Source organism: Caballeronia sp. 11_S32, from assembly GCF_056930355.1.
The window spans coordinates 396,676-420,458 of record NZ_JBXOWH010000002.1; the positions used below are offsets into that span (position 1 = coordinate 396,676).

General features: G+C 65.2%; 24 protein-coding genes and 1 pseudogene. 9 read left to right on the top strand and 16 right to left on the bottom strand.

Going from position 1 to position 23,783, the window contains the following annotated elements:
• Nucleotides 1-5: 5 nt before the first annotated feature.
• Nucleotides 6-998 (top strand): ABC transporter permease, encoded by a 993-nt coding sequence (locus AC1Z32_RS10015; protein WP_483478556.1) that lies wholly within the window; start codon nucleotides 6-8, stop codon nucleotides 996-998.
• A complete protein-coding gene (locus AC1Z32_RS10020; RefSeq protein WP_483478557.1) occupies nucleotides 995-1,873 on the top strand; it encodes an ABC transporter permease in 879 nt (292 codons plus the stop codon). Before AC1Z32_RS10015 ends, AC1Z32_RS10020 begins: the two co-directional genes overlap by 4 nt.
• A 23-nt stretch (nucleotides 1,874-1,896) precedes the next feature.
• On the opposite strand, the gene AC1Z32_RS10025 is transcribed toward AC1Z32_RS10020, so the two are convergent.
• Complete coding sequence (locus AC1Z32_RS10025; RefSeq protein WP_483478558.1) at nucleotides 1,897-2,709, bottom strand: MetQ/NlpA family ABC transporter substrate-binding protein; 813 nt, start codon at nucleotides 2,707-2,709, stop codon at nucleotides 1,897-1,899.
• A 179-nt stretch (nucleotides 2,710-2,888) separates the two neighbouring features.
• On the opposite strand from AC1Z32_RS10025, the gene AC1Z32_RS10030 reads away from it, so the two are divergent.
• Nucleotides 2,889-4,064 (top strand): acyl-CoA dehydrogenase family protein, encoded by a 1,176-nt coding sequence (locus AC1Z32_RS10030; protein WP_483478559.1) that lies wholly within the window; start codon nucleotides 2,889-2,891, stop codon nucleotides 4,062-4,064.
• Between the two features lie 46 nt (nucleotides 4,065-4,110).
• On the opposite strand, the gene AC1Z32_RS10035 is transcribed toward AC1Z32_RS10030, so the two are convergent.
• From AC1Z32_RS10035 to AC1Z32_RS10045, 3 genes are all read right to left on the bottom strand, one after another.
• The gene (locus AC1Z32_RS10035; RefSeq protein ID WP_061169310.1) at nucleotides 4,111-4,461 is read right to left on the bottom strand and encodes a DUF3088 domain-containing protein; all 351 of its coding nucleotides are present in this window, start codon (nucleotides 4,459-4,461) and stop codon (nucleotides 4,111-4,113) included.
• 98 nt (nucleotides 4,462-4,559) lie between these two features.
• Entirely contained in the window at nucleotides 4,560-5,891 is a 1,332-nt protein-coding gene (locus AC1Z32_RS10040; protein ID WP_483478560.1) for an LLM class flavin-dependent oxidoreductase, read from the bottom strand.
• A gap of 80 nt (nucleotides 5,892-5,971) precedes the next feature.
• Nucleotides 5,972-6,616 carry a peroxidase-related enzyme gene (locus tag AC1Z32_RS10045; protein WP_483478561.1) on the bottom strand — a complete coding sequence of 215 codons (645 nt, stop codon included), beginning with the start codon at nucleotides 6,614-6,616 and terminating at the stop codon, nucleotides 5,972-5,974.
• A gap of 207 nt (nucleotides 6,617-6,823) precedes the next feature.
• Between AC1Z32_RS10045 and AC1Z32_RS10050 the strand changes: the two genes are divergently transcribed.
• Both AC1Z32_RS10050 and AC1Z32_RS10055 read left to right on the top strand, forming a co-directional pair.
• Nucleotides 6,824-7,396: a peroxidase-related enzyme gene (locus tag AC1Z32_RS10050; protein WP_483478562.1), complete on the top strand. Its 573-nt coding sequence runs from the start codon at nucleotides 6,824-6,826 to the stop codon at nucleotides 7,394-7,396.
• Nucleotides 7,397-7,418: 22 nt separating this feature from the next.
• A complete protein-coding gene (locus AC1Z32_RS10055; RefSeq protein WP_483478563.1) occupies nucleotides 7,419-8,621 on the top strand; it encodes an acyl-CoA dehydrogenase family protein in 1,203 nt (400 codons plus the stop codon).
• Nucleotides 8,622-8,660: 39 nt separating this feature from the next.
• Here AC1Z32_RS10055 and AC1Z32_RS10060 read toward each other — a convergent pair whose 3' ends face one another.
• The 5 genes from AC1Z32_RS10060 to AC1Z32_RS10080 all read right to left on the bottom strand — a co-directional run bounded on the left by AC1Z32_RS10060 (nucleotide 8,661) and on the right by AC1Z32_RS10080 (nucleotide 13,274).
• Nucleotides 8,661-10,598, bottom strand: a complete 1,938-nt coding sequence (locus tag AC1Z32_RS10060) for a family 2A encapsulin nanocompartment cargo protein cysteine desulfurase (RefSeq protein WP_483478564.1) — start codon at nucleotides 10,596-10,598, stop codon at nucleotides 8,661-8,663.
• Complete coding sequence (locus tag AC1Z32_RS10065) at nucleotides 10,573-11,505, bottom strand: family 2A encapsulin nanocompartment shell protein (RefSeq protein ID WP_483478565.1); 933 nt, start codon at nucleotides 11,503-11,505, stop codon at nucleotides 10,573-10,575. The genes AC1Z32_RS10060 and AC1Z32_RS10065 overlap by 26 nt, the downstream gene beginning before the upstream one ends.
• Nucleotides 11,506-11,603: 98 nt before the next feature.
• Nucleotides 11,604-11,834: a helix-turn-helix domain-containing protein gene (locus AC1Z32_RS10070; protein ID WP_483478566.1), complete on the bottom strand. Its 231-nt coding sequence runs from the start codon at nucleotides 11,832-11,834 to the stop codon at nucleotides 11,604-11,606.
• Nucleotides 11,831-12,775 carry a serine O-acetyltransferase EpsC gene (gene epsC / locus AC1Z32_RS10075; protein ID WP_483478567.1) on the bottom strand — a complete coding sequence of 315 codons (945 nt, stop codon included), beginning with the start codon at nucleotides 12,773-12,775 and terminating at the stop codon, nucleotides 11,831-11,833. Before epsC ends, AC1Z32_RS10070 begins: the two co-directional genes overlap by 4 nt.
• A 31-nt stretch (nucleotides 12,776-12,806) precedes the next feature.
• Nucleotides 12,807-13,274, bottom strand: a complete 468-nt coding sequence (locus AC1Z32_RS10080; RefSeq protein WP_483478568.1) for a rhodanese-like domain-containing protein — start codon at nucleotides 13,272-13,274, stop codon at nucleotides 12,807-12,809.
• Nucleotides 13,275-13,558: 284 nt separating this feature from the next.
• On the opposite strand from AC1Z32_RS10080, the gene tauA reads away from it, so the two are divergent.
• Genes tauA through AC1Z32_RS10095 form a run of 3 tightly spaced genes read left to right on the top strand, consistent with a single transcriptional unit; the run spans nucleotide 13,559 to nucleotide 16,241 of the window.
• A complete protein-coding gene (tauA, locus tag AC1Z32_RS10085) occupies nucleotides 13,559-14,593 on the top strand; it encodes a taurine ABC transporter substrate-binding protein (protein WP_483478569.1) in 1,035 nt (344 codons plus the stop codon).
• Entirely contained in the window at nucleotides 14,590-15,369 is a 780-nt protein-coding gene (locus AC1Z32_RS10090) for a taurine ABC transporter ATP-binding protein (protein WP_483478570.1), read from the top strand. Before tauA ends, AC1Z32_RS10090 begins: the two co-directional genes overlap by 4 nt.
• On the top strand, nucleotides 15,366-16,241 hold the full coding sequence (locus AC1Z32_RS10095) for an ABC transporter permease subunit (protein WP_483478571.1): 876 nt from the start codon (nucleotides 15,366-15,368) through the stop codon (nucleotides 16,239-16,241). The genes AC1Z32_RS10090 and AC1Z32_RS10095 overlap by 4 nt, the downstream gene beginning before the upstream one ends.
• 39 nt (nucleotides 16,242-16,280) lie before the next feature.
• On the opposite strand, the pseudogene AC1Z32_RS10100 reads toward AC1Z32_RS10095, so the two are convergent.
• The 7 genes and pseudogenes from AC1Z32_RS10100 to AC1Z32_RS10130 form a co-directional block, all read right to left on the bottom strand.
• Nucleotides 16,281-16,439, bottom strand: a pseudogene (locus AC1Z32_RS10100) (alkanesulfonate monooxygenase); the annotation flags it as partial.
• 374 nt (nucleotides 16,440-16,813) lie between these two features.
• Nucleotides 16,814-17,497: an SDR family NAD(P)-dependent oxidoreductase gene (locus tag AC1Z32_RS10105; protein WP_483478572.1), complete on the bottom strand. Its 684-nt coding sequence runs from the start codon at nucleotides 17,495-17,497 to the stop codon at nucleotides 16,814-16,816.
• Between the two features lie 16 nt (nucleotides 17,498-17,513).
• The gene (locus AC1Z32_RS10110) at nucleotides 17,514-18,854 is read right to left on the bottom strand and encodes an NAD(P)/FAD-dependent oxidoreductase (RefSeq protein ID WP_483478573.1); all 1,341 of its coding nucleotides are present in this window, start codon (nucleotides 18,852-18,854) and stop codon (nucleotides 17,514-17,516) included.
• A 23-nt stretch (nucleotides 18,855-18,877) separates the two neighbouring features.
• Complete coding sequence (locus AC1Z32_RS10115; protein WP_483478574.1) at nucleotides 18,878-19,675, bottom strand: amino acid ABC transporter permease; 798 nt, start codon at nucleotides 19,673-19,675, stop codon at nucleotides 18,878-18,880.
• A 51-nt stretch (nucleotides 19,676-19,726) separates the two neighbouring features.
• Nucleotides 19,727-20,536, bottom strand: coding sequence for an ABC transporter substrate-binding protein (locus AC1Z32_RS10120; protein ID WP_483478575.1), 810 nt, complete (start codon nucleotides 20,534-20,536; stop codon nucleotides 19,727-19,729).
• 34 nt (nucleotides 20,537-20,570) lie between these two features.
• Nucleotides 20,571-21,296, bottom strand: a complete 726-nt coding sequence (locus tag AC1Z32_RS10125) for an amino acid ABC transporter ATP-binding protein (protein ID WP_483478576.1) — start codon at nucleotides 21,294-21,296, stop codon at nucleotides 20,571-20,573.
• A gap of 46 nt (nucleotides 21,297-21,342) precedes the next feature.
• The gene (locus tag AC1Z32_RS10130) at nucleotides 21,343-22,668 is read right to left on the bottom strand and encodes an NAD(P)/FAD-dependent oxidoreductase (protein ID WP_483478577.1); all 1,326 of its coding nucleotides are present in this window, start codon (nucleotides 22,666-22,668) and stop codon (nucleotides 21,343-21,345) included.
• A 147-nt stretch (nucleotides 22,669-22,815) separates the two neighbouring features.
• Between AC1Z32_RS10130 and AC1Z32_RS10135 the strand changes: the two genes are divergently transcribed.
• Nucleotides 22,816-23,718, top strand: a complete 903-nt coding sequence (locus AC1Z32_RS10135) for a LysR substrate-binding domain-containing protein (protein ID WP_483478815.1) — start codon at nucleotides 22,816-22,818, stop codon at nucleotides 23,716-23,718.
• Nucleotides 23,719-23,783 lie beyond the last annotated feature (65 nt).

A 23,783-nucleotide genomic window follows, 5' to 3' on the forward strand; every position in this document is an offset into this window, starting at 1 on the left:
TCATCATGCACTTCACTTCGGCGCTCGCTTCGCGCGCGATCGGGCGCAGGCTGATTCAGCTCGCGCTCGTGCTGCTCGGCACCACGGTGCTCAACTTCGTGCTGCTCAAGCTGATGCCCGGCGATCTCGTCGACGTCATCGCGAGCGAGAGCGGCAACGTGTCGCCGCAATACGTCGCGCAGTTGCGCGCGGCATACGGCCTGGATCAGGGCGTCGCGCGGCAGTTGCTGCACTACGTCGAACACGCGATACGGCTCGATCTCGGCTTCTCGTTTCGCTTCGGCGAACCGGTCGCGACGCTGATCTTCGCGCGCCTGCCCGCCACGCTCGCGCTGATCGGCACGGCGCTCGTCGTCTCGGTGAGCCTCGGGCTTCTGCTCGGCGTGCTCGCCGCGCGCCGCCCGCACGGTGTCGTCGATACGCTCGTGTCCACGCTCGCGACCATAGGCTATTCCGCGCCGATGTTCTGGACCGCGCTGCTGCTGATCGTGGTCTTCGGCGTGCATCTCGAATGGCTGCCGATCGGCGGTGTCGCCGATACCAACGTCGCGCATCGCGGCGCAGCGTTGCTGCTCGATCATCTGCGCCATCTCGTGCTGCCCGCCGCGACGCTCGTGCTGTATTACGTGGCCATCTTCGCGCGGCTCGCGCGCGCGTCGATGATCGAGACGCTGCAGGAAGACTTCATCCGCACCGCGCGCGCGAAAGGCGGCCGGCCGTGGTACGTGACGACGCATCATGCGCTGCGCCATGCGGTGCTGCCCGTGCTCACGATGCTCGGCCTGCAGGGCAGCGCGCTGATCGGCGGCTCGGTCATAGTCGAGACGGTGTTCGGCTGGCCCGGGCTCGGGCAACTGTCGTTCGAAGCCATCAAGAGCCGCGACGTCAATCTGCTGGTCGGCGTTCTGCTGCTCTCGGCCTTTCTGGTGGTCCTGCTCAATCTGATCGTCGATCTGCTCTACGGATTCGTCGATCCACGCACGAGGTCGAACCGATGAAGCTGCTCCATTTCCTGCGTCAGCCGTCCGCGTTCGTCGGCGTGATCCTGCTCGCGCTGGCGCTCGCCGCGGCGCTCTCGGCGAACTGGCTCTTTCCCGGCGATCCGCTCGACATGGTCGCCGCGCCCTATCAATGGCCCGGCGCCGATCACGCGTATCCGCTCGGCACCGATCTGATGGGACGCGACCTGCTCGCCGGGCTGTTCCACGGCGCGCGCGTCTCGCTGTATGTCGGCGGGACGGTCGCGGTCATCGCGCTCGTGCTGGGCGTGCTGATCGGCGGCATTGCGGGCTACTTCGGCGGGCTCATCGACCAGACGCTGATGGCGATCACCGAGTTCTTCCAGACCGTGCCGCCGTTTCTGCTCGCGATCATCCTCGTCGCGATTCTGACGCCGTCGCTCGCGACCATCGTGTTCGCGCTCGGCGTGACGGCGTGGCCGAGCATCGCGCGCCTCACGCGCGGCGAGTTCATCGTGCTGCGCGAGCGCGAGTTCGTCCGCGCGAGCGTGGCGCTCGGCGCGAGCGATGCGCATCTCATCTTCATCGAGATCCTGCCCAATGCACTGACGCCAATCCTCGTTTCGACCGCGCTGCTCGTCGCGAACGCGATCCTGTCCGAGGCGGCGCTGTCCTTTCTCGGGCTCGGCGATCCCAACGTGGTGAGCTGGGGCTCGATGGTCGGCACCGGGCGCGAAGCGCTGCGCACCGCGTGGTACATGATCGCGGTGCCCGGCTCGGCGATCGCCCTGACGGTGCTCGCGCTCAATCTGCTGAGCGATGCCCTGCATGCGGCGTTCAATCCGCGTCTGTCGAGAAACCGCCGTGCCGGCGCGGCGTCGCGGCTGGAAGCGGCCGAAGGGCTGCGGCCTTGAACGCGACGCCGCGCCCATCCGTTTTACTGCGCTGGTCTGGAGAATCCCGCGAAGCGCTGCTCGATCACGCGCCCGAATTCCGCCGACCGGTACGCGTTCGCGATATCCGTCACATAGGGCTTGTCGAGATCGGCCGTGCGTACCGCGACGAGATTCAGGTAATACGGCGGAATCTTTTCGAGCAACAGCGCATTCGTGAGTTTGAGGCCCGCCGCGAGCGCGAAGTTGCCGTTCACGAAGGCATAGTCGACATCATCCAGCGAGCGCGGCAATTGCGCGGCTTCGAGCGGCACGAGTTTGATCTTGTGCGGATTGGACGCGATATCGCGCTCCGACGACTTCACCGGATCGACGCCCGGCTTGAGCGTCACCCAGCCGAGCTGCTGAAGCAGGATGATCGCGCGCGCCTGATTGGTGACGTCGTTGGGCAGCGACACGGTCGCGCCGTCCCTGAGCGCGTCGAGACGCTTGTGCTTGTGGCTGTACAGACCGATGGGCGCGGTCGGCACCTTCACGAGCTCCGACAGCGCGAGCTTGTGATCCTCCGAGAATTTCTTCAGATACACCTCGTGCTGGAAGGCGTTGGCGTCGAGCGCGCCGTCGGCGAGCGCGAGATTCGGCTGCACGTAGTCGCTGAATTCGATGATCGTCACCTTGTAGCCTTCCTTCTCCAACTGCGGCTTGATACCGTAGCGAATCTGGTCCGAGTAGGGACCGGCCGTTGCGCCGAATCGGATTTCGGGCTTGTTCGGATCGGCGGCATGGGCAGGCGATGCAAGCACGGCGCTCAACGCGATGGCCAGCACGCCGGCGCGCAATGGATGAAACGTCTTCATTTGGCTCTCCTCTCGCTTCGCGCCCGCGGGGGAGCGAAGCAGTTATCGTCGATGGTGCGCGACAAGCTTACGAATCCGCTCATCAAAGCCAAACCAATGAATCGATCTATGGTTTTCCGGATTGGCGCCAAAGACCGCTGCCGAACGCGGAACACCTATCACCGACAGGAGACATTTCAATGAGTCGCACGCAAGACGCCCTGTGGACCGAGCCGCTGGAAGCGGTGCTGCGCGAATGGGCCCAAACCGCCGCCGCGCGCGACAAGGCCGGCGGCACCGCCTTTCACGAGCGCCGCCTGCTGCGCGAGAGCGGCCTGCTGCGGCTGTCGGTGCCGGCGGAGCTCGGCGGCGACGGCGCCCCCTGGTCGACGACGCTCGATGTCGTGCGACGCATGGCGCAGGTCGACAGTTCGCTCGCGCATCTGTTCGCGTTTCATCATCTGCAACTCGCGACGATCCGCCTTTTCGGCAGCGACACGCAGATTCGCCATTGGCTCGGCGAGACCGTCGCGCAGGGCTGGTTCTGGGGCAACGCGCTCAATCCGCTCGACAAGGGCACCCGCGCCCTGCCCGATGGCGCCGGCGGCTATGTCTTCGATGGCCGCAAGAGCTTCTGTTCCGGCGCGTGCGATTCGGATCAACTGCTCGCGTCCGCGTTCGATGGCGACGGGCGTCTGCTCATCGGCGCGACGCCGACGAATCGCGCGGGCATCACCGTGCTCGACGACTGGGACAACATGGGGCAGCGTCAGACCGACAGCGGCACGGTGATCTTCGAGAGCGTGCCCGTCGCGGTGGACGAGCTGCTGCTTCATCCCGGACCGCTTTCCAGCCCGTTCGCCACGCTGCGGCCGCTGCTCGCGCAATCGATCCTGTGCCATATCTACCTCGGCATCGGCGAAGGCGCATTGCAGGCGGCGCGCGACGCGACGCTCGCGCAAACGCGGCCGTGGATCGCCTCGCAAGCCGAGCGGCCCGCCGAGGATCCCTACGTGATCGCGCACTACGGCGATTTCTGGGTCGCGCTCGAAGGCGCGCGTCTGCTCGTCGAACGCGCGATGCAGGCCTTCGATCGCGCGTGGCAGCGCGGTCTCGCGCTCACCGAAAGCGAGCGCGGCGAAGTGGCCGTGGCAGTCGCTACCTCGAAGGTGGCGGCTGCGCGGGCCGGGCTGGACGTTGCCAATCGCATGTTCGAAGTGACGGGCGCACGCTCGACCACGGCGGCATTGCGTCTCGACCGCTTCTGGCGCAACGTGCGCGTGCATACGCTGCATGATCCGCTCGATTACAAAGTGCGCGAACTGGGAGACTGGGCGCTTAACGGGCGCATCCCGAAGCCGTCGTTCTATTCGTGAGGGAAGCGCTGCGCCATGCCCGTTCGGCATGGCGCGTCCGATCAGGTCAGTCGTGCACTTTCGGGAAACCGTGCCGCTCTGCCAGCAACGCGAGAATGCGGCGCGTATCGGTGACGAAGCGCTTGTCGCCGTGCGCTTGCGCATCGGGCGGCGCGGGGTATTCGTCGCCGAGCACGAGCACGGGAAGGCTCTGATGCGCGTCGCTCAGCGCTTCGACCGCCGCCCGGCGCGGACGCTCGAACGGCACGCGACGGATATCGAGCCGCGCGTTGCGCGCGGGGTCGCTTGCAAGCAGCCCTTCGATGGGCGCGCCGTCCGGACAGACGAACACTTCGCCCGGGCGCTTCGGATCGGTAAAGCCCGGTTCCAGCAGGATCAGCAAATCGCGTTGGGTCATGGTGTGTGACATGCGTGGTTGAGACGCCGACCAGCGTAGCCATGACGCGCCGCGATTGGAACGAATTTCACCTGATAAGGATATCGATGTCTCGCGCATCACCGATGCGCGAAGAAGCGATTCGACGGCCTCGGCAAGCCGAGATGCTCGCGCAGTGTCGCGCCCTCGTACGCCCGCCGGAAAATGCCGCGCCGCTGCAACTCGGGCACCACCTTCGCGACGAAATCGTCGAGGCCTTCGGGCAGGAATGGAAACATCACGTTGAAGCCGTCGCTGCCCTCTTCGACGAGCCATTGCTCCATCTCGTCGGCGATATCCGTCGCGGTTCCGATCATCTGCAAACCGGAATAACCGCCCACGCGCTGCGCCAGTTGACGGACCGTCAGTCCTTCCGTGCGCGCCATGTCGATCACGCGTTCGCGCGCGCTCCTGCTCGCGTTGGTCTCGGGAATCTCGGGCAGCGGGCCGTCGGGATCGAACGACGAAACGTCGTGGCCGAGCGCGATCGACAGCGACGCGAAGCCGCTGTCGTCGTGCACGAACGTGTCGAGCAATGCGCGCTTCTCCAGCGCCTCGTCGCGCGAATCGCCCACGACGACAAACGCGCCCGGCAGGATCTTCAGATGCCCGCGCGCGCGGCCGGCGCGTTCCATGCGGCCTTTGACATCGGCATAGAAACGCTTGCCCGCCGCGAGATTCGGCTGCGCCGTGAAGACCGCGTCGGCGGTTTCGGCGGCGAGCTGCCTGCCCGCTTCCGATGATCCCGCCTGCACGACCACCGGCCAGCCCTGCACCGGCCGCGCGATGTTGAGCGGCCCGCGCACCGAAAGATAGGGGCCTTTGTGGTCGAGCACGTGCAGCTTGTCCGGATCGAAGAACAAGCCGCTTTGCGTGTCGCGCACGAAGGCGTCATCGGCCCAGCTATCCCAGAGACCCGTGACGACATCGTAGAACTCGCGCGCGCGGCGATAACGCTCGTCGTGCTCCATGTGTTCGTCACGCCCGAAGTTCAGCGCGGCATCGGGATTCGACGTGGTGACGAGATTCCAGCCGGCGCGACCGTCGCTCAGATGATCGAGCGAAGCGAAACGGCGCGCGACGTGATACGGCTCGTCGAACGTGGTCGACGCCGTCGCGACCAGTCCGATACGCTCGGTCACCGATGCGAGCGCGGATAACAGCGTGAACGGCTCGAACGATGTCGCCGTGTGGCTGCGCTTGAGCGCGTTCACCGGCATGTTCAGCACGGCGAGATGATCGGCCATGAAGAACGCATCGAAGCATCCTCTTTCCAGCGTCTGCACGAACTGCTTCAGGTGTTTGAAATTGAAGTTGGCGTCGGGATATGCACCGGGATAGCGCCACGCGCCGGTGTGCAGGCTGACCGGGCGCATGAACGCGCCGAGATGGAGTTGTCGGGAGTGTGGCATCGCGTCGGTTGATCGAGAGTAGCGGGTCGCGCCAAGGTACTCCGACTCGTGAAAAGGCGCTCGAATCACCAGGCTTCGCTTCAGGCGTTCCCCGGATCACGCCCCGCGAAGAACTGGTCGTCGGGCACGACGTTGAGCGCGATGGTCAGGCGGTTGGCGTAGTTGAAGAACGCCGATATCTCCAGCACCTCGGTCACCGCCTGTTGCGTGAAGCCTATCGAGCGCAGCCCTTGCAGATCTTCATCGCGAATGCCGCCGGGATCGCGCGTGAGACGCTCCGAGATTTCCGCGAGCGCCGCCTCCTTCACAGGAAGACGCACATGAAGAAAGCCCTGCGCGATGCGTTGCGCGCGCACGGTATCGCCCAGCGCGTTCCCGAGCGCCTGCGTGTGATTGAACACGCAATAGCTGCATTCATTCGCGGCCGATGTCACCACCGCGATCAACTCGCGCTCCGCCGCCGTCAACTGGCTGCGGTGCGGATCGAACAGATGCTCGTAGAACGTGACGAGCCGATACGCGGTATCGGGATTGATCGACAGCGCCGCGAGCCAGTTCGGCACGAAGCCGTATTGCCGGCGAAACTTCGCGTGAATCGACGCGACATGCGGCGGCAGGCGCGCCTCGTCGGGCACGTTGAAGCGGGAAATGGGTTCGCGTTGGGCCTCGGCGTCATAGGTATTCAGATGATCCGCGAAGGGATCGGAGGGTGCGATCGTGGACATCTTCGGGTTCTCCTGCGCTGAAGTGCGGACCTCAACGTTATCGCAGGCGCCGATGCGCGGTGCGGCTGATTTTTCATAAGCTAATCGGCGTTCGGGCACATCGCGCGGGGCGAATTGCAAATCGCAAATCGATATTGGATCGCACGGCGGAGCGCTGCGCATAATGGGCCGAAGCTTCTCTTCACTCACACGAGCGAGGCATGCGACATGGCAGAAGTCCTGAGCACCGAGGCACCCGTCATCGGCCGGCTGGAGGTTCCCGCGCACGACACCTTGAGCGATGAACTGCGGCAACTGGTCGAGCAGCACGGCGGCGACAACTGGATTCGCGCGCTCGCCCTGAACCCCGATACGGCGCGCCGCTTCACGCAGTACTTCGAAAAGCTCTTCGCCACCGAAGGCCGGCTGCCGATCGACGAGCGCGAATTGATCGCGGTCATCGTGTCGCGCACGAACGGCTGCGGCCTGTGTGCGATCCATCACGCGCATGCGCTCGGCGAGGCGCTGGGCGACCGCGTGCAGGCACGGCGCATCGCGCTCGACTATCACCTCGCTGATCTGTCCGCGCGGCAACTCGCGCTGGCCGAGATCGCCGAAACCATCACCACTTCGCCGCGCGCGATCACGGAAAAGGACTTCGACCGCCTGCGCAGGCTCGGCCTCGACGACGCCGATATCCTCGAAGCGATCGAGACCGCATCGTGGTTCAACCATACGAACCGCATTTTCATCGCCGCCGGCGTCGTACCCGACGAGAAGTATTTCTCGGCGCTGACGTGACGCCGCACACAGGAGAGCCTCGATGAGCGCCGTACTCGAACCCGCCATCGCGCCGCCCGCTCCGGGCGACGCATCGCCCCTGTTGTCCGATGCGCTGCTCGAAGCCATCGGCCAGCGCGCCGCCGGCTACGACCGCGACAACCACTTCTTCTCGGAAGACCTGCGCGATCTCCACGAAGCCAATTTCCTGCGCGCGAGCGTGCCGGTCGAATTCGGCGGCCTCGGCCTCACGCTGCCAAGACTTCTGCGCGAACAGGCAAGGCTCGCGGCCCGCGCGCCATCGACCGCGCTCGCGCTGAACATGCATCTGTACTGGGTCGGCGCGGCGCTGCATCTGTACCGGCGCGGCGACACGTCGGCGCAATGGATTCTCGAAGAAGCGGGCGCGGGCAAGGTGTTCGCCGCGGGTCACGGCGAGCCCGGCAACGATCTCGGTCTCGCGTGGTCATCGGTGAAGGCGACGCCATTGCCAGACGGCGGCTATCGCTTCGACGGGCGCAAGATCTTCACCTCGCTCGCGCCCGCATGGGACTGGCTCGGCGTGCACGGCATCGACGAGTCCGACCCGCAGGCGCCGAAGATCGTGCATGCGTTCATCCGGCGCGACGCGGCGGGTCATCGCACGGTGCAGACCTGGGATGCGCTCGGCCTGCGCGCCACGCGCAGCGACGACACCTGGCTCGAAGGGGCGATTGCGCCGCGCGACAAGGTGATTCGCGTGCTGCCCGCGGGCATTCCCGACGATCCCTTCGTCGACGGCATTCTCGGCGCGGTGCTGCCTGGTCTCGGCGCGGTCTATTACGGCATCGCGAAGCGCGCCTTCCACGTCGCGGTGGAATCGGCAAAGCAGCGCGCATCGCCGGCCATCGGCGGCAAGACTTACGCGTACAAGCCGCTCACGCAGCAGGCGGTCGCGCAGGCGGCCATCGAACTGGCGAGCATCGAGGCACTGGTCGAGCGCGCGGCCGAGCGCTGGTGGACGGGCTACGGAGAAGACGAGCCGTGGATCGCGCATCTGCTCGCGGCGAAACAGCATGCGGTCGATGGTGCGTTGCGCGTGGTGAATCTCGCGCTGAAGATCGCGGGCGCGGCGTCGCTGTCGCGTCACAACGAACTCGAACGGCTTTATCGCGACGTGCGGGCGGGCGCGTTTCATCCACCCAACGCGGATGCGGCGCATGAAGTCATCGGCCAGGCGTGGCTTGGCGTGCTCGGTAAAGTATGAGCGTCGCGGCGCATGGGAGACCATGCGCCGCGTTTCGTTTTACCTGCGCGCGGAAAGATGCCGCACGACCGAGATGAAGCGATCGACTTCGTCGCAGGTGTTGTAAAACGCGAGCGATGGCCGCACCGTCGCTTCGACGCCGAAACGCCGCAGGATCGGCTGCGCGCAATGATGCCCAGAGCGCACCGCGATACCCTCTTCGTTCAGCGCACGCCCGACCGCTTCCGGCGCATAACCTTTCAACACGAACGACAGCACGCTCGCCTTGTCGTCCGCCGTGCCGATCAGGCGCACGCCGGGCACCGGCCGCAGCAGGTTCGTCGCATACGCGAGCAGATCGTGCTCGTAGCGCCCGATATTTTCGATACCGATGCGTGTCACGTAATCGAGCGCCGCGCCGAGTCCGACCGCATCCGCGATATTGCCCGTGCCCGCCTCGAAGCGGCTCGGCGGCCCCTGAAACACGGTGCGCTCGAAGGTCACGTCCTGGATCATGTTGCCGCCGCCTTCCCACGGCGGCATGTCCTCCAGCACCTCGCGCTTGCCGTACACCGCGCCGATGCCCGTCGGACCGAAGATCTTGTGCCCCGAGAACACGAAGAAATCGGCATCGATGCTCTGCACGTCGACACGCATGTGCGACACCGACTGCGCCCCGTCGACGAGCGCACGCGCGCCCGCACGATGCGCCATCGCGACGATCTCCTGCACCGGCACGACCGTGCCGAGCGCATTCGACACCTGCGTCACGGACACGATCTTCGTGCGCCCGTTGAGCATGCGCTGGTACTCGTCGAGCAGCACTTGCCCGGAATCGTCGACCGGAATCACGCGCAGCTTCGCGCCCTTCTCCGACGCGAGCTGCTGCCACGGCACGATGTTCGCGTGATGTTCGAGATGCGACACGATGATCTCGTCGCCCTCGCCCACGTTCTTCATGCCCCATGACTTCGCGACCAGATTGATGCCTTCGGTCGTGCCGCGCACGAAGATGATCTCTTCCGTCGAACTCGCGTTGAGAAAGCGCCGCACCGTCTCGCGCGCGCCTTCGTAGGCATCGGTCGCGCGGCCCGCGATGGCGTGCGCCGCGCGGTGAATGTTCGAGTTCTCGTGCGCGTAGAAGTACGCGAGCCGGTCGATGACGGCCTGCGGCTTCTGCGTCGTCGCGGCGTTGTCGAACCACACGAGCTGCCTGCCGTTCGCGCGCTCCTGAAGAATCGGGAAGTCGCGGCGGATCGCGTTGACATCGAACGGCGGATGCGCGGAGTTTGCGTACGGTGCCGGCTTGCCCTCGTCTTGAGCGAAGTAATACGGCGTACTTTGACGCTCGACGGCGAGCGAGCGCAGGAAATCGTCGCCGGGCAAACCGAACGATTCGGCGGTGACGCCTTGTCCCGGCTTCAATGCTTCGCGATGCACATGCGCGGGTTGACCGCCTTCGTTCAGAAAGTAGTAGCCCGACGTCAGCGCGCCCTCCGCCGAAGGACGTTCGATCGCGCTCGGCTCCGTGCCGAGCGCCGCGCCGCCCACACGCGGCTCTATCGCGGGCGCGACGGTCTGCGCGAGATCAGGCACGCCGTCATGCGAGATCGCGTGCGGCGCGAGCGCGGGCACGCGATTGCCGAGCGAGAGCACATGCAGCGGCGACGACGGTGCGAGATTCGTCCCCGGCGCGTAGCCTTGCGGAATCGACAGACCCGGCACGCCCGTGCCCGTGCCGCCCGGACCCGCGAGCGGCGAACCCGGCGGCGCGGGATTGCTCACGATGCTCGTCGCGGGCGCGGTGAACGGCAGCATCGCCGAGATCGACTCGCCCCCGCCGCTGCCGAGGCTCGCGGCAGCCGGTGTCGCGCTGCCCGGCACGTTCGAGAAGAACTCGTTGGCAAGGCGCGCGAGCGTCGCGACATCGGGCAGACCCGCGGGCGCGTCCGCATGGGGCAGGCTCAGCGGATTAGCGGTAGGTGTCGGGATACTCATGGTACTTGGCGATCTCCACATCATCCAGAACGGCCAGCGCATCCGGCGAATGCACGGCGAGCGAGCAATACAGCGAGATCAGATACGACGCGATCGCGTGATTGTTGATGCCCATGAAGCGCACCGACAGCCCCGGACCCTGCTCGCCCGCCACGCCCGGCTGATACAGGCCGACCACACCCTGACGCTTGTCGCCCACGCGCAGCAACAGAATCTTGGTCTTGCCATCCGCCACCGGCACCTTGTCCGACGGAATCAGCGGAATGCCGCGCCACGTGAGGAACTGCGAGCCGAACAGGCTGACCGTCGGCGGCGGCACGCCACGGCGCGTGCATTCGCGGCCGAACGCGGCGATCGCGAGCGGATGCGTCAGGAAGAACGCGGGCTCTTTCCAGACTCTCGTGAGCAGTTCGTCGAGGTCATCGGGCGTCGGCGCGCCGGTCAGCGGAAACACGCGCTGTTCTTCCGCGACATTCGCGAGCAGACCGTAATCCGGATTGTTGATGAGCTGGCTTTCCTGAAGCTCCTTGATCGTCTCGATCGTCAGGCGCAGTTGCTCCTTGGTCTGATCATGCGGGCTGCTGTAGAGATCGGCCACGCGCGTCTGCACGTCGAGCACCGTGCTCACCGCATTGAGAAAGTATTCGCGCGGCTGTTCTTCGTAAGGCACGAACGTGCGCGGCAGCATGCTTTCGTCTTCGCGCTGCGTGCACAGCGCGCGCACCGCCTCGGGGTTCTTCACCTGATTCAGACGATAGATGCCCGCCTCGACCGGCACCCATTGCAGCAGGTGCGTGAGCCATCGAGGCGTGATCGTCGAGAGTTGCGGGACTGTCTTGGTGGCGTTCGCTAGTTGCCGTGCTGCGTTGTCGCCGAGCGCGGTCGGGCCGCCGACTGTTGCGGTCATGAGATGCTCCGGGGTCTATAGAAGAAGAACGGGAATGCTTATGAACGGGCGTCATTATCACGAGGCCACAAACCCCGTTCAACATGCTATAGCCGTCATCAGGCCGATTCGTCGTGCGGCATGGGCGCGAGAAGACGGGCCATCGGCACGGCGAACGCTTTCGCGATCTTGTCGACGGTGACGATCGACGCGATGCACGCGCCGCGCTCGATTTCCCCAACATAGGACCGGTTCAAGCCCGCATATTCCGCGAGTTGCTCCTGGGTCCAGCCCTGCGATTCGCGCAGCTCGCGCACCGTCGCGCCGAAGTGGCGCACGAGCGTGCTCATGACGTCACCTGCTCGGAGTCCGCGGCACGCACGCGCACGCCTGCCTCGCCGCTTTGCGACAGCGCCTGCGTGACCGACGCGCCCGGTGCGACATCGTGCGTGAGCCATACGTTGCCCCCGATCACCGCGCCGCGTCCGAGCGTCACGCGTCCGAGGATCGTTGCGCCCGCATAGATGACGACATCGTCCTCGACGATCGGATGACGCGCGAGCCCTTTCTCGAGATGACCTTCCGCGTCGCGCGGAAAGCGCTTCGCGCCGAGCGTCACCGCCTGATAGATGCGCACATGATTGCCGATGACGGCCGTCTCGCCGATCACGACGCCCGTGCCGTGATCGATGAAGAAGCCCGAGCCGATGCGCGCGCCCGGATGAATGTCGATGCCCGTTTCCCCATGCGCGAGTTCGGCCACGATACGCGCGAGCAGCGGCAACCCGAGCCGATACAACTCGTGCGCGACGCGATGGTGAATCATCACGAGAATGCCGGGATAGCAGAGCAGCACTTCATCGACGCTGCCCGCCGCCGGGTCGCCCTGATAGGCCGCGAGAATGTCGCTGTCGAGCAGGCTGCGGATGCGCGGCAAGGTCTTCGCGAACGCGCGTATCGCGTCGCTCGCGCGTGTATCGATCGCTTGATCGTCGCGTGGAAGATGTCGGGCTTTGTAGTGCAGCTCGAGCTTCGCTTGTGCAAGCAAGCCTTGCAGCGCGAAATCGAGTGCATGGCCGACGTAGAAGTTCTCGCTTTCCTGGCGCAGGTCGGGCGGCCCGAGCCGCATCGGGAAGAGCGCGCCTTTCAGCGCGCCGATGATATCGGCGAGCGCCTCGCGCGCGGGAAGCTCGCGCCCGCCCGGCTCCAGCGAGCGCTTTTGCGTTTCCCGCCACTGCTGGCGGACCGTCTGAAGCGATTGGACGATGTCGTCGATGTCGAATACAGCCACAGTGCAGTCCTTTCGATGTAATGGGTCCGCTCTAGTCCTGAACCCAGGGCAAGCCGAGATAGCGCCAGCCGTTTTGCGTGCCGCGCCGCTGTTGTTCGTCCAGTTCGCCTTCGAAGCCTTCGCTCACGTTGAACGCATGCGTGAAGCCCGCTTTGGCCGCGGCTTCGGCTGCCGCCGCCGAACGCTTGCCGCTGCGGCACAGAAGCAGCACGACCGCATCCTTGCCGGTCTTCGCTTCCAGCTCGCGCACGAAGCGCGGATTGCGCGTGAGACTCGTGCCTGTCGCCCATGCGACGTGAATGCTTTCGGGGACGTAGCCCACGAACTTGCGCTCTTCGGCGGTGCGCACGTCGACGAGCACGGCGTCGCCGGCTTGCACGAGCGCCCATGCGTCGGCCGGCGATACGCTGCCCGCATACGGCAATTGCGCCGCTGCGCCCGCTTCGCGCGCCCCTTCCAGCACGGGATGAATGATGCGTTCCTGTACTTCGTCGGTCATGACGTCTCCGTTTTCTCGTTTCCTCACAGAAGCCATGGCGTCGACAGCCGTTTGAAGCCGGTTCGCCGTCTATAGCCATCACGTTCGACTATGCGAGACATCGGCCTGAAGCAGAACCAAGCATTTGTCATTTGCAAATGATGGTTTGCATCGAACCGTTCGCAGTTTGGAAAACGGCATATGCGAAGTGCGTTTCACGTCATTTGCTTCGCATGATTCATTCGTAGCCGCGGCACGCGAAGTGCCTATAGTCGAAGGCTTCACCACACCATCCGGCACGCTCCATGAAACACACGATCAATCGCCGCAAGCTGATTGCAGGCATCGCTTCTTTCCTGTTCGCCGCCGTTGCTCTCGGCCCCGTTCACGCGCAGGCCGAGACGCGCGAAGTGGTGATCGGCTATCAGGACATGGTGGTGCCGTGGCGCTATGCGCAGGCGAGCGGCGCCGTCGAAAAGGCGACGGGCTACAAGGTCACGTACCGCAAGCTCGGCAGCGGCGCGGACGTCATCCGCGCGCTCGCGTCGGGCTCCATTCAGATCGGCGAAGCAGGATCGAGCCCGATCGCGGCAGGCCTCTCGCAAGGCGTCGATCTCTCGCTGTTCTGGATTCTCGACAACATCAACGACGCCGAAGCGCTTGTCGCGCGCAACGGCTCCGGCGTCACGAAGCTCGCCGATCTCAAGGGCAAGACGCTCGGCGTGCCCTATGTGTCGACGTCGCACTTCCATGCGCTCGTAGCCCTGCAGCAGGCGGGCGTCGATCCGTCGACCGTGAAGATCGTCAATCTGCGTCCGCCCGAAGTCGCCGCCGCGTGGGAGCGCGGCAATATCGACGCGACTTATATCTGGGACCCCGTGCTCGCCAAGGTCAAGCAGAACGGCCGTGTGCTGATCACGTCGGGACAGGTCGCGACCGAATCGGGCAAGGCGACCTTCGACGGCTTCGTCGCCTCGCGCAAGTTCGCGCAGGACAATCCCGCGTTCCTGAACGGCCTCGTCAAGGTGCTCGCCGACACCGACGCTCAATACCGCGATCACAAGGCCGACTGGGGCGCCGGCTCGAAACAGGTTCAGGCGGTCGCGCAGGAGTCGGGCGCGAACGCCGCCGACGTGCCCGCGAGCCTCGCGCTCTATGCCTTCCCGAACGCGGGCGAGCAGGCGTCGCCGACGTGGCTCGGCGGCGGCCAGCAGTCGGGCGCGGCAAAATCGCTCGCCGCGACCGCGCAGTTCCTCAAGCAGCAGGGCACGATCCAGAACGTGCTCGCGGATTACTCCACGGGTGTCGATCCGCGCTTCGCGCAGCAGGCCGCGAAATGACGTCGCTTTCCATCCGCAATCTCGGCGTCACGTACGAAGGCGCGAGCACGCCCGCGCTGAAGGGCGTCGACTTGCAGATAGGCAGCGGCGAGTTCGTGGTGGCGCTGGGCGCGTCGGGATGCGGCAAGACCACGCTGCTCAATTGCCTCGCCGGTTTTCTCGATCCGACCGAAGGCGAGGCATCGCTCAACGGCGAGCCGATCGTCGGGCCCGGCGCCGAGCGCGGCGTGGTGTTCCAAAAATATGCGTTGATGCCGTGGCTCGACGTGCTCGACAACGTCGCGCTCGGACTGCGTTTTCGCGGCATGAAGCGAAGCGAGCGGCACGCAATCGCACGCCGTACGCTCGCGCTCGTCGGCCTCGCGCAGCATGAGCACGCGAAGGTCTACGCGTTGTCGGGCGGGATGCAGCAGCGCGTGGGCATCGCGCGCGCGCTCGCGAGCGATCCCGAAGTGCTGCTGATGGACGAACCGATGGGCGCGCTCGACGCCCTCACGCGCGAAGCCGTGCAGGAACTGGTGCTCGACGTGTGGGCGCGCACGGGCAAGACGGTGTTCTTCATCACGCACAGCGTGGAAGAGGCGCTTTTCCTCGCGACGCGGCTCGTGCTGATGACGCCCGGTCCGGGGCGGATCGAGGAGGTGCACGAACTGCCGTTCTCGCGTGAATTCGTCCGGAACCGGGATGCGCGCGCCGTGAAATCATCGCCTGCGTTCATCGAGTGGCGCGAGCGGCTGACGCGCCGCCTGCATCGCACTGAAACGGAGGTGGCATGACCCATCCCGCTCAGGACGCGCGACTGCCGCGCGCAGCGACACCGCCGCGCATTGCACGACGCGCCACCCGCGTCAAACGGGGTGCGCGCTATCGCGGCATGCCGGGCGCGGGCCCGACGGCCGTGCCCAGCGTGCTGTGCGTCGCGACACTCGCGCTGCTCTGGTGGGCGGCCACGCATTTTCACTGGCTGCCGCCGCTCTTTCTGCCTTCGCCCGAAGCGGTGTGGCGCGCCTTCGTCGATGCCGTGCACGGGCGGCTGCAGGGTGGCCTGCCGCTCTACGAGCATCTGCTATGGAGCGCGATTCGCGTGTTCGGCGCATTCGCGCTGGCGGTGATCACCGCAGTGCCGATCGGCATTCTGATGGGCGTGAGCCGCATCGCGCGCGGCGTGCTCGATCCGCCGCTGGAGTTCTATCGGCCGCTGCCGCCGCTCGCGTATCTGCCGCTCGTCGTGATCTGGTTCGGCATCGACGAAACCGCGAAGATCGTCGTCATCTGGCTCGCGTGCTTCGCGCCGATCGCGATGGCCGCGCGCGCGGGCGTCCGGAGCGCGAGCGCCGAACAGGTGAACGCGGCGTGGTCGCTCGGCGCGGACTTCAGGCAAGTGGTGTGGCACGTAGTGTTGCCCGCCGCGCTGCCCGAAATCCTGACCGGCCTGCGCATCGCGGTCGGGTTCGGATGGACCACGCTCGTCGCCGCGGAGATGGTGGCCGCGACGGCCGGGCTCGGGCAGATGGTGCTCAACGCATCGAGCTTCCTGCGTACCGACGTGGTGGTGATGGGCATCGTGCTGATCGGCGCGATCGCGTGGATCTTCGACTTCGGCATGCGCGCGCTTGAGCGGCGGCTCGTGCCGTGGAAGGGGCGGTGATCGCACCGCGAGACCTCACTGCGACCTCACCGCGAGACCTCAGCGCGCGGCCTGACCCGCGCGGATATCGAATGCGCCTCCGGTCTGGCGCGCATCGCTCGTCACGCGGCCTTTGCCGGGCAGCAGCGGGAACACCAGCTCCGCGAAGCGATATGCCTCGTCCAGATGCGGATAGCCCGACAGCACGAAGCCGTCCGCACATCACCGACTTACTTGCAATGGCGCTCCCAATGATGCTGCACGCGGACCTGGTGACACACAACCCAATGATGATGCGAGTCAGCGAAATCACGCCCGATGCACATCAGCCATCCATGACGCTGCCTCACCTACCACTTTCTCCCGACTCTCACGTTCCGCTTTACACGCAGATCAAGGAAACGTTACGGAGCCGACGATTAGTTGCATTGCGAGCAGATAGACGTCCAACTAGCGAACCGGCCCTGCCGACGTCTCATGAGTCGGATGAGCGAGCGGCGGCAAGTGACCGTAATGCGTATCTGATGAGTGCACAGGCCAATCCTCCGCGCGGCGCGACGATGGTCACCGCGCGATGGCCAACATGCGCGGCTCTACAGCATCTCCTCATACCGACAATTCACGAGCAACTCCGCCACACTCGTCGTATTCGGCAGCTCGATCGTATTGACGACCAGCAGTGCAAGATCGCGCGGCTGCGTCATCGCCAGGGGTTCGATATCGGCGATGCCAGCGGCCATATCCGTATTGACGAAGCCGGGGCACACGGCGGTCGCACGCACGCCGTCCTCCCAGCCCGCGCGGCGCACCGCGTGGGTGAGGGCCACCATCGCGTGTTTCGACATCTGATAGCCGACGTTGAGGTTTTTCACGCGTTTGCCCGATAGCGACGCAAGCTGCACGAAGCGCCCGGCGCCCGCGCGCCTGAGATGCGGCAGCGCCGCCTGCACGAGCCGGAAAGGCGCCATCACGTTGATGTCGAGCGTCTCCGTGAGCAGCGTATCAGTGCCGCTATCGAAGTCGATCATGCGGCAAATTCCCGCGTTGCTCACCAGCACGTCGATGCGCCCGAAGCGCCCGAGCGTCGCATCGACCCAGGCGCGAGCGGCGGCGGAATCGCGCGCCTCGTACGGATGCAGGAATGCATCGGGCACGCCATCGCCCGCGTGCGGATCGCGTTGCCCGAGCGACAGCCGGTAACCGCGCCGCGCCAGTTCCAGCGCGATCTCCCTTCCAATGCCGCGACTCGCGCCCGACACCATCGCCACTTTCTCCATGTCATTTGCCTTGTCGTCAGAAGCCTGCGTCGATGGTGATTTTCGAGCCATCGCTGAACCGCTCCAGGCGGAACGCGTGCGGATCGACGAGCGGTTTATCCTCGTTGACGAGGTCCGCCATCAGCCTGCCCGCGGCAGGCCCGATGCCGAAGCCATGCCCCGAAAACCCGGTGCCGATGAACATGCCCGGCACGCGCGCGACCTTCGAGATGACCGGAATCGCATCTGGCGTCACGTCGATGTAACCCGCCCAGCGCTGCGCGATGCGCGCGCCCGAAAATTGTGGAAACGCATCGACAAACGCGTTCAGACCCTTGTCGACATAAGGCACGACCGGGTCCGGGTCCAGCGTGCGAATGTGCTCGAACACCGTCGGTTCATTCAGCGGCCAGCGGCGCGGCCGCTTCAGTTCATCGAAGAAGCGCTTGCCTATTTGAATCTGCAACGCGCCCATCTGGCTCTTCAACGCCTCGATGTACTTGAAGAACAGACGGAACGAATCGGGCGTGAGGTCCGCATGCGTGCGCATGCCGTACGCGACTGTGTAACCGCCGTCCGCGCGCTTGCGGAATGCGAACTCCTCGTTGTTGGCGCTGCATGTCGGACCGCCTTCGAGCGGCTCGGTGCGCAAGACGGACGCACGCGTCAGCAGTTGCGGCAACTCGACGCCTAGATTCCCGCAGAAATAGCGCGTCCACGCGCCGCCCGCGACCACTGCCGCGTCGCATCGGATAGTGCCGTGCTCGGTAACGACCGCGCTCACACGCCCGCCGCTCGTCTCGATGCCCCGCACCGCGCATGGCGTGAGAATGCTGACGCCCCGACGGCGCAGCGCGTTGGCGATCGCGGGCGCGGCTTTCTGCGGCTCGGCGCGCGCGTCGCCGGGCGTAAAGATGCCGGCCTTGAACGTCTGCTTCGCGCCTGGAAGCAACGTGGCAATCTCGCGTGATTCGATTTCACGCGTATCGAATGCGTCGTCGCCCGCGATCTGCCGTGCGCGCATGAGCCAGTCGCGGTGACGGGCGAGCACGTCATCATCGTTCGATACGTAGAGAATGCCGCACTGATTGAAGCCTGTGTCGATGCCGAGCGTGCGGTCGAGCGTCCGCCAGATTTTCAGGCTTTCGATGCTGAGCAGGAATTCACGCGGATCGCGCCGCGTGACGCGCACCCAGCCCCAGTTGCGGCTCGACTGCTCGCCCGCGATGTGCCCCTTCTCGCAAAGCGCGACGGACAGTCCCTTCTCGTGCAGCGCAAGCGCCGTTGACACACCCATGATGCCGCCGCCAATCACGACCACATCGGCGCGTTCGGGCAGCTTGATATCGTCGGCGACGGTGTCGACTTTCGGTCCCATGTTGGTTTCATCGAAATGAGAGTTTACGGACGACGCTCGGCCACCGCCGCCTGCTGTGACTGAAGCGCTTCCTCATGGCGCACGTTGCGCGCCTTGCGCGACGCCTTCCGGTGATGCGCGCCGGGATTGCTGAAGCGGTTGGTCCAGCGGTCGAGATGATTGATCGCGTGCGTGAGCGGCACTGTGATCAGCAGATACACGACGCCCGCCGCCACCAGCGGCGACAGGTTCGCCGTATTGACCGCCGCGTTCTGGCCGATGGTGAAAAGATCGCGTTGCGACGTGAGCAGTCCGAGGAAGTACACGAGGCTTGAGTCCTTGACGATCGAGATGAACTGATTCGCGAGCGCGGGCAGGATGCGCCGCACGCCCTGCGGCACGATCACGTGCCGCATGCCGCTCCAGTACGTCATGCCGAGCGCCTGGCAGGCGTACATCTGCCCGCGGCCGACACTTTGAATGCCCGAGCGAAAAATCTCTGCGATATACGCCGATGACACCAGCGCGAGTGCGACGATCGCGAGCGGATACGGGTTCGGCCCGAACAGCGAGAGCCCGATGGGCGCGAGCCCCTGCCCCACCACCAGAATCACCAGAGCGGCGGGGAGCCCGCGGAACACGTCGATGAAGACCTGGGCTGGCCACGTCAGCCAGCGAGTATTCGACACCGCGCACAGCGCCAGCGCCATGCCCGCCACGATGCCGAGCGCGGTCGAGATCACCGACAGGACCAGCGTGTTCACGAGACCCGTGCCGAGCAGCACAGGCAGCGACTCGACCAGCAGCGGCCAATCCAGGAAGTTCTGCAGAAACGCATCCATGGGGACTCTCCTTGTTCGTGGCTTGCGCGCAGACCGCGCCCTTCCTGGCCGTTACTTCATCGCGTAAGGCGGCATCGGATCAGGCTTCGGATAGCCGGGGTTGAACTGCTGGTACAGCTTGAGCCAGGTGCCATCCGCCACCAGCTCTCCCAGCGCCTTGTTGACCGCGGTTTCGAGCTTCGCGTTGCCCTTGCGGATCGGGAAGCCCGCGGGGAGATTCGCGGCGGAGATGTCGAGCTTGTCCGCGAGGTTCAGTTGCGGATACTTGCCTTGCAGGCCTTCCAGCAGCGTCTTATCGATAAAAAAGCCTTCGATGTACTTGTTCCGCAGCGCGAGGAAGCCTGCGTTGATATTCGGGAAGCGCACGATCTGCGCGCCCGGCAGATAGCTCTGCGAATACGTGTCTTCGATGGTCCCCTGCACCACGCCGATACGCTTGTCCTTCACCGAACCGGCATCCGCGCCGATGCTGCTGCCCGGCAGCGTCGCGACGCTCAGCAGACCGGTCAGATAGCCGTCGGAGAAATCGACCATCTTGAGGCGGTCCTTGGTGATCGAAATCGAGCCTGCCGCAAGGTCGACCTGCTGGTTCGCCACGCTCGGCAGCAGGCCCGCGAAGTCTTGCGCGCGAAAGTCGGCGGACAGCCCGAGCTTCGCGGCGATGGCGCGAATCAGTTCGACGTCGAAGCCTGTCATCTTGCCGTTGTCGATATAGGAATATGGCTTGTTGTTGGCATCCACGCCCGCGACGATCTTGCCCGGCGTCAGCGTGCCGACGTCCTCGGCGTGAGCAGCGGTTGCCGCGCCGATCAGGAACGAAGTGGCCAGCGCGAAGTGACGTGCCATTCGGAGAAATCGCATGTTGAGGCTCCCTGGAGATAGACAGCGGATTGGATCAATGCAGGATGCGCGAGAGAAACTCTCTTGCCCGTTCAGAGCGCGGACGCTCGAAGAACGCCTCGCGCGTTTCGTCCGCGACGATCGCGCCGCGGTCCATGAATAGCACGCGGTCCGCGACGCGCTTTGCGAAACCCATCTCGTGCGTCACGCAAAGCATCGTCATGCCCTCCTGCGCAAGTGCAGTCATCACGTCGAGGACTTCGTTGACCATTTCGGGGTCGAGCGCGGAAGTCGGCTCGTCGAACAGCATCGCGACCGGGTCCATCGACAGCGCGCGGGCGATCGCGACGCGCTGCTGCTGGCCGCCCGACAGCTGCGTCGGATATTTGTCTTCGTGTCCTCCTAGACCGACGCGGCGCAACAGCGCGCGCGCCTTGTCGGCGGCTTCGTCACGGGCGCGGCCGAGCACGTTCATTTGCGCGAGCATCAGATTGCGCTGCACGGACAGATGCGGGAACAGTTCAAAGTGCTGGAAGACCATGCCGACGCGCGCACGCAGCCGCGAGAGATTGGCCCGCTTCGCCGTCACATCGATGCCGTCCACCACGATCCGGCCGCCCTGCACCGCTTCCAACCCGTTGACGGATTTGATGAGCGTCGACTTGCCGGAACCCGACGGCCCGCAGATCACGACGACTTCTCCGCGCGCGATGTTCGCGGTGCAATCGGACAGCACGCGATGCCCTCCGTACCACTTCGAAACCTTGTGCAGTTCAATCATTTCGGCTCCTGTTCAGTGCCTCAACATCCTGATGGAACGCGGATCGCTAGGAAAGCGCCGCCCGCACGCGTCCATGCCACAGATCGCCGATCCGGTACAACGCGCTGCCGATCGGCACGGCAAGTGCGCTCGTCATGCCCGCGCTGGAGATCGGGAACGCGCCTTCGCCGAACGCACCGACGTCCGGCTCGACGCCGACCATGTGGTTCCCGATGCGATGCCCGAGGTAACTCATCAGCGCGACGCCGTTGCCGTTGCAGCCAAGCGCATAGTGCACACCGTCGTGCTGGCCGATGTGCGCAAGCTTGTCGCCGGTCATTGCGACAAGGCCTTTCCAGGCATGTGTGATGCGCACGTCGCGCAACGCGGGCCACAGTTGCACCAGCTTCGCGTACAGCCGCCGCGCGGCCTCGCGTTCGTCTATCTCGCGGATCGCGGGCCGCGAGCCGAAGATCATGCGCGTCCCGTCCGGCGACGGACGCGTGTAGAAGAGATTGCGCTTCGAATCGCTGATCATGCGGCGGCCGGGATTGAGCACGTCCATCAGGCCATCGGGCAGCGGCTCCGTAGCGATCTGATAGCTCGCTACCGGCAGCACGCGGCGCGAGAAGAACGGCACAAGCGGCCCGGTATAGCCGTTGGTGGCAACCAGCACCTGCCGCGCCTCGAGCATGCCGCGAACGGTATGGACGCGAAAGCGCGTGCCTTCGATCCGTTCGATGCGCTGCACCGCCGCATGCGAATGCAGCGTCGCGCCGCGACGGCGAGCGAGATCGCGCAGGGCGCGGTGATACTTCGCCGTATGCAGCCCGCCGTATTCGTCGACGAGAATACCGCCGTAGTAATAGTCGGAGCCGATGATGGCCCGTTGCGCGCCGCGCTCGATCACATGCACCGTGACGCCGGTCTTTTCGCGCAGAAGCTGGCCCTGACGACGCAGTACGTCGAAATGCGCGGGCGTGAAGGCCCCGAAGAAACGGCCGGTGATGCGCAGGTCCGCATCGAGCGATTCCTGCGCGACGATCTGCTTGAGGTAGTCGAAACTCGCCATCGACTCCTGCATCAGGCGCGTCAGGCGTTCGGCGGTGACGCCGCTGATCGCATTGGTCAGCGCCAGCTTTTGTCCGCTCGACACCATGCCGCCGCTACGCGTGCTGCCGCCTGCGCCGATCTCAGCGGAATCCAGCACGGCGACGCTTGCACCGTGCTTCGCCGCTTGCGCCGCAGCCGACAGTCCGCAATAACCGCTACCGATGATCGCAAGGTCCGCACTCGCCGGCAGCGGCGCAGGCGCGACTTCGGGCGGGGCCGAATCCCACCAGTACGGCGTGCAGCGGAAGGCTTCGTGGAACAGCAACGCATCGGGACGCATGGACTCGCCTGTGGCTTGATTCGAGCCCAGTGTCGCCCTCGCAAGTCATCCGGTCAAATAGCGACAAAAAGGGCTTCCATTCATTTCTGATATGGCATGCTTGTGACGGCGGCTGATGTTTGTCGAGCTGAATCTCGGGGAATAAGGATGAATCTGAGGCAGATTGAGGCGTTCCGCCTCGTCATGCTGCGGGGCTCGATGACAGCCGCGGCAGAAGAACTTGGCACGTCGCAGCCGAGCATCAGCCGGCTGATCGCAGAACTGGAAGCGGGCACCGGGCTCACGCTGTTCGTGCGCAACGGCGGACGCATTCATGCCACCGACGCAGGCAGCGCGTTCTATCGTGAAGTGGATCGAAGCTTTGTCGGGCTGGAAAAGCTGGAACATTCAGCGCGCGAGATCCTGCAGCTCGGAAGTGGGCGGTTGCGGATCGTGGCTGCGCCAGTCGTCGCGTTATCGTTCTTGCCGGCGGTGATCGAGCGCTTTGTAGACGCGCATCCGCGTGTGGCCGTGTCGCTGGAGATGCGCAGCGAGAGCACGATTCAACGCTGGGTGTCGTCCGGACAATGCGACGTTGGGTTCGCGACCACGACGCCTGACGCGTTCGGCGTGACGAGTGTCGAGTTATACCGGCTTGCGGGCTTGTGTGCGTTGCCCGCGAAGCACGCGCTTGCTGCGCGAAAGCGGATTCGCGCTGTTGACCTGCGCGGTGAACGTTTGATTCTGCCCTCCTACGCCGACGACACGCGCGCCGCGATAGATCGCGCGTTGCGTCCCGCAGGCGCGGACCAGGTGCCGTCGATCGAGACGCCGTATGGCGCGACCATTTGTGCGCTCGTGGCGCGCGCAGCGGGCGTGGGAATCGTCAATCCTCTGGCCACGGTCGATACCGATGCACGTCGTATCGTGTTCAGGCCGTTTTCGCCGGAGATATGGTTTCGCGGTTTCACGCTTTATCCGCAAACGCAGCAGGCGAATCCGGTGGTAGAGGCATTTCTCGAGTTAGTGCGGGAAAGTATGAGGCGGCTGTCGCTTGACGAGGCGGGTTGAAGCCTGAGTCATAGACGGCATGCCCAATGTGAGCGTCCAGTCGCCCGAGAAGCATGGCTTCTTTG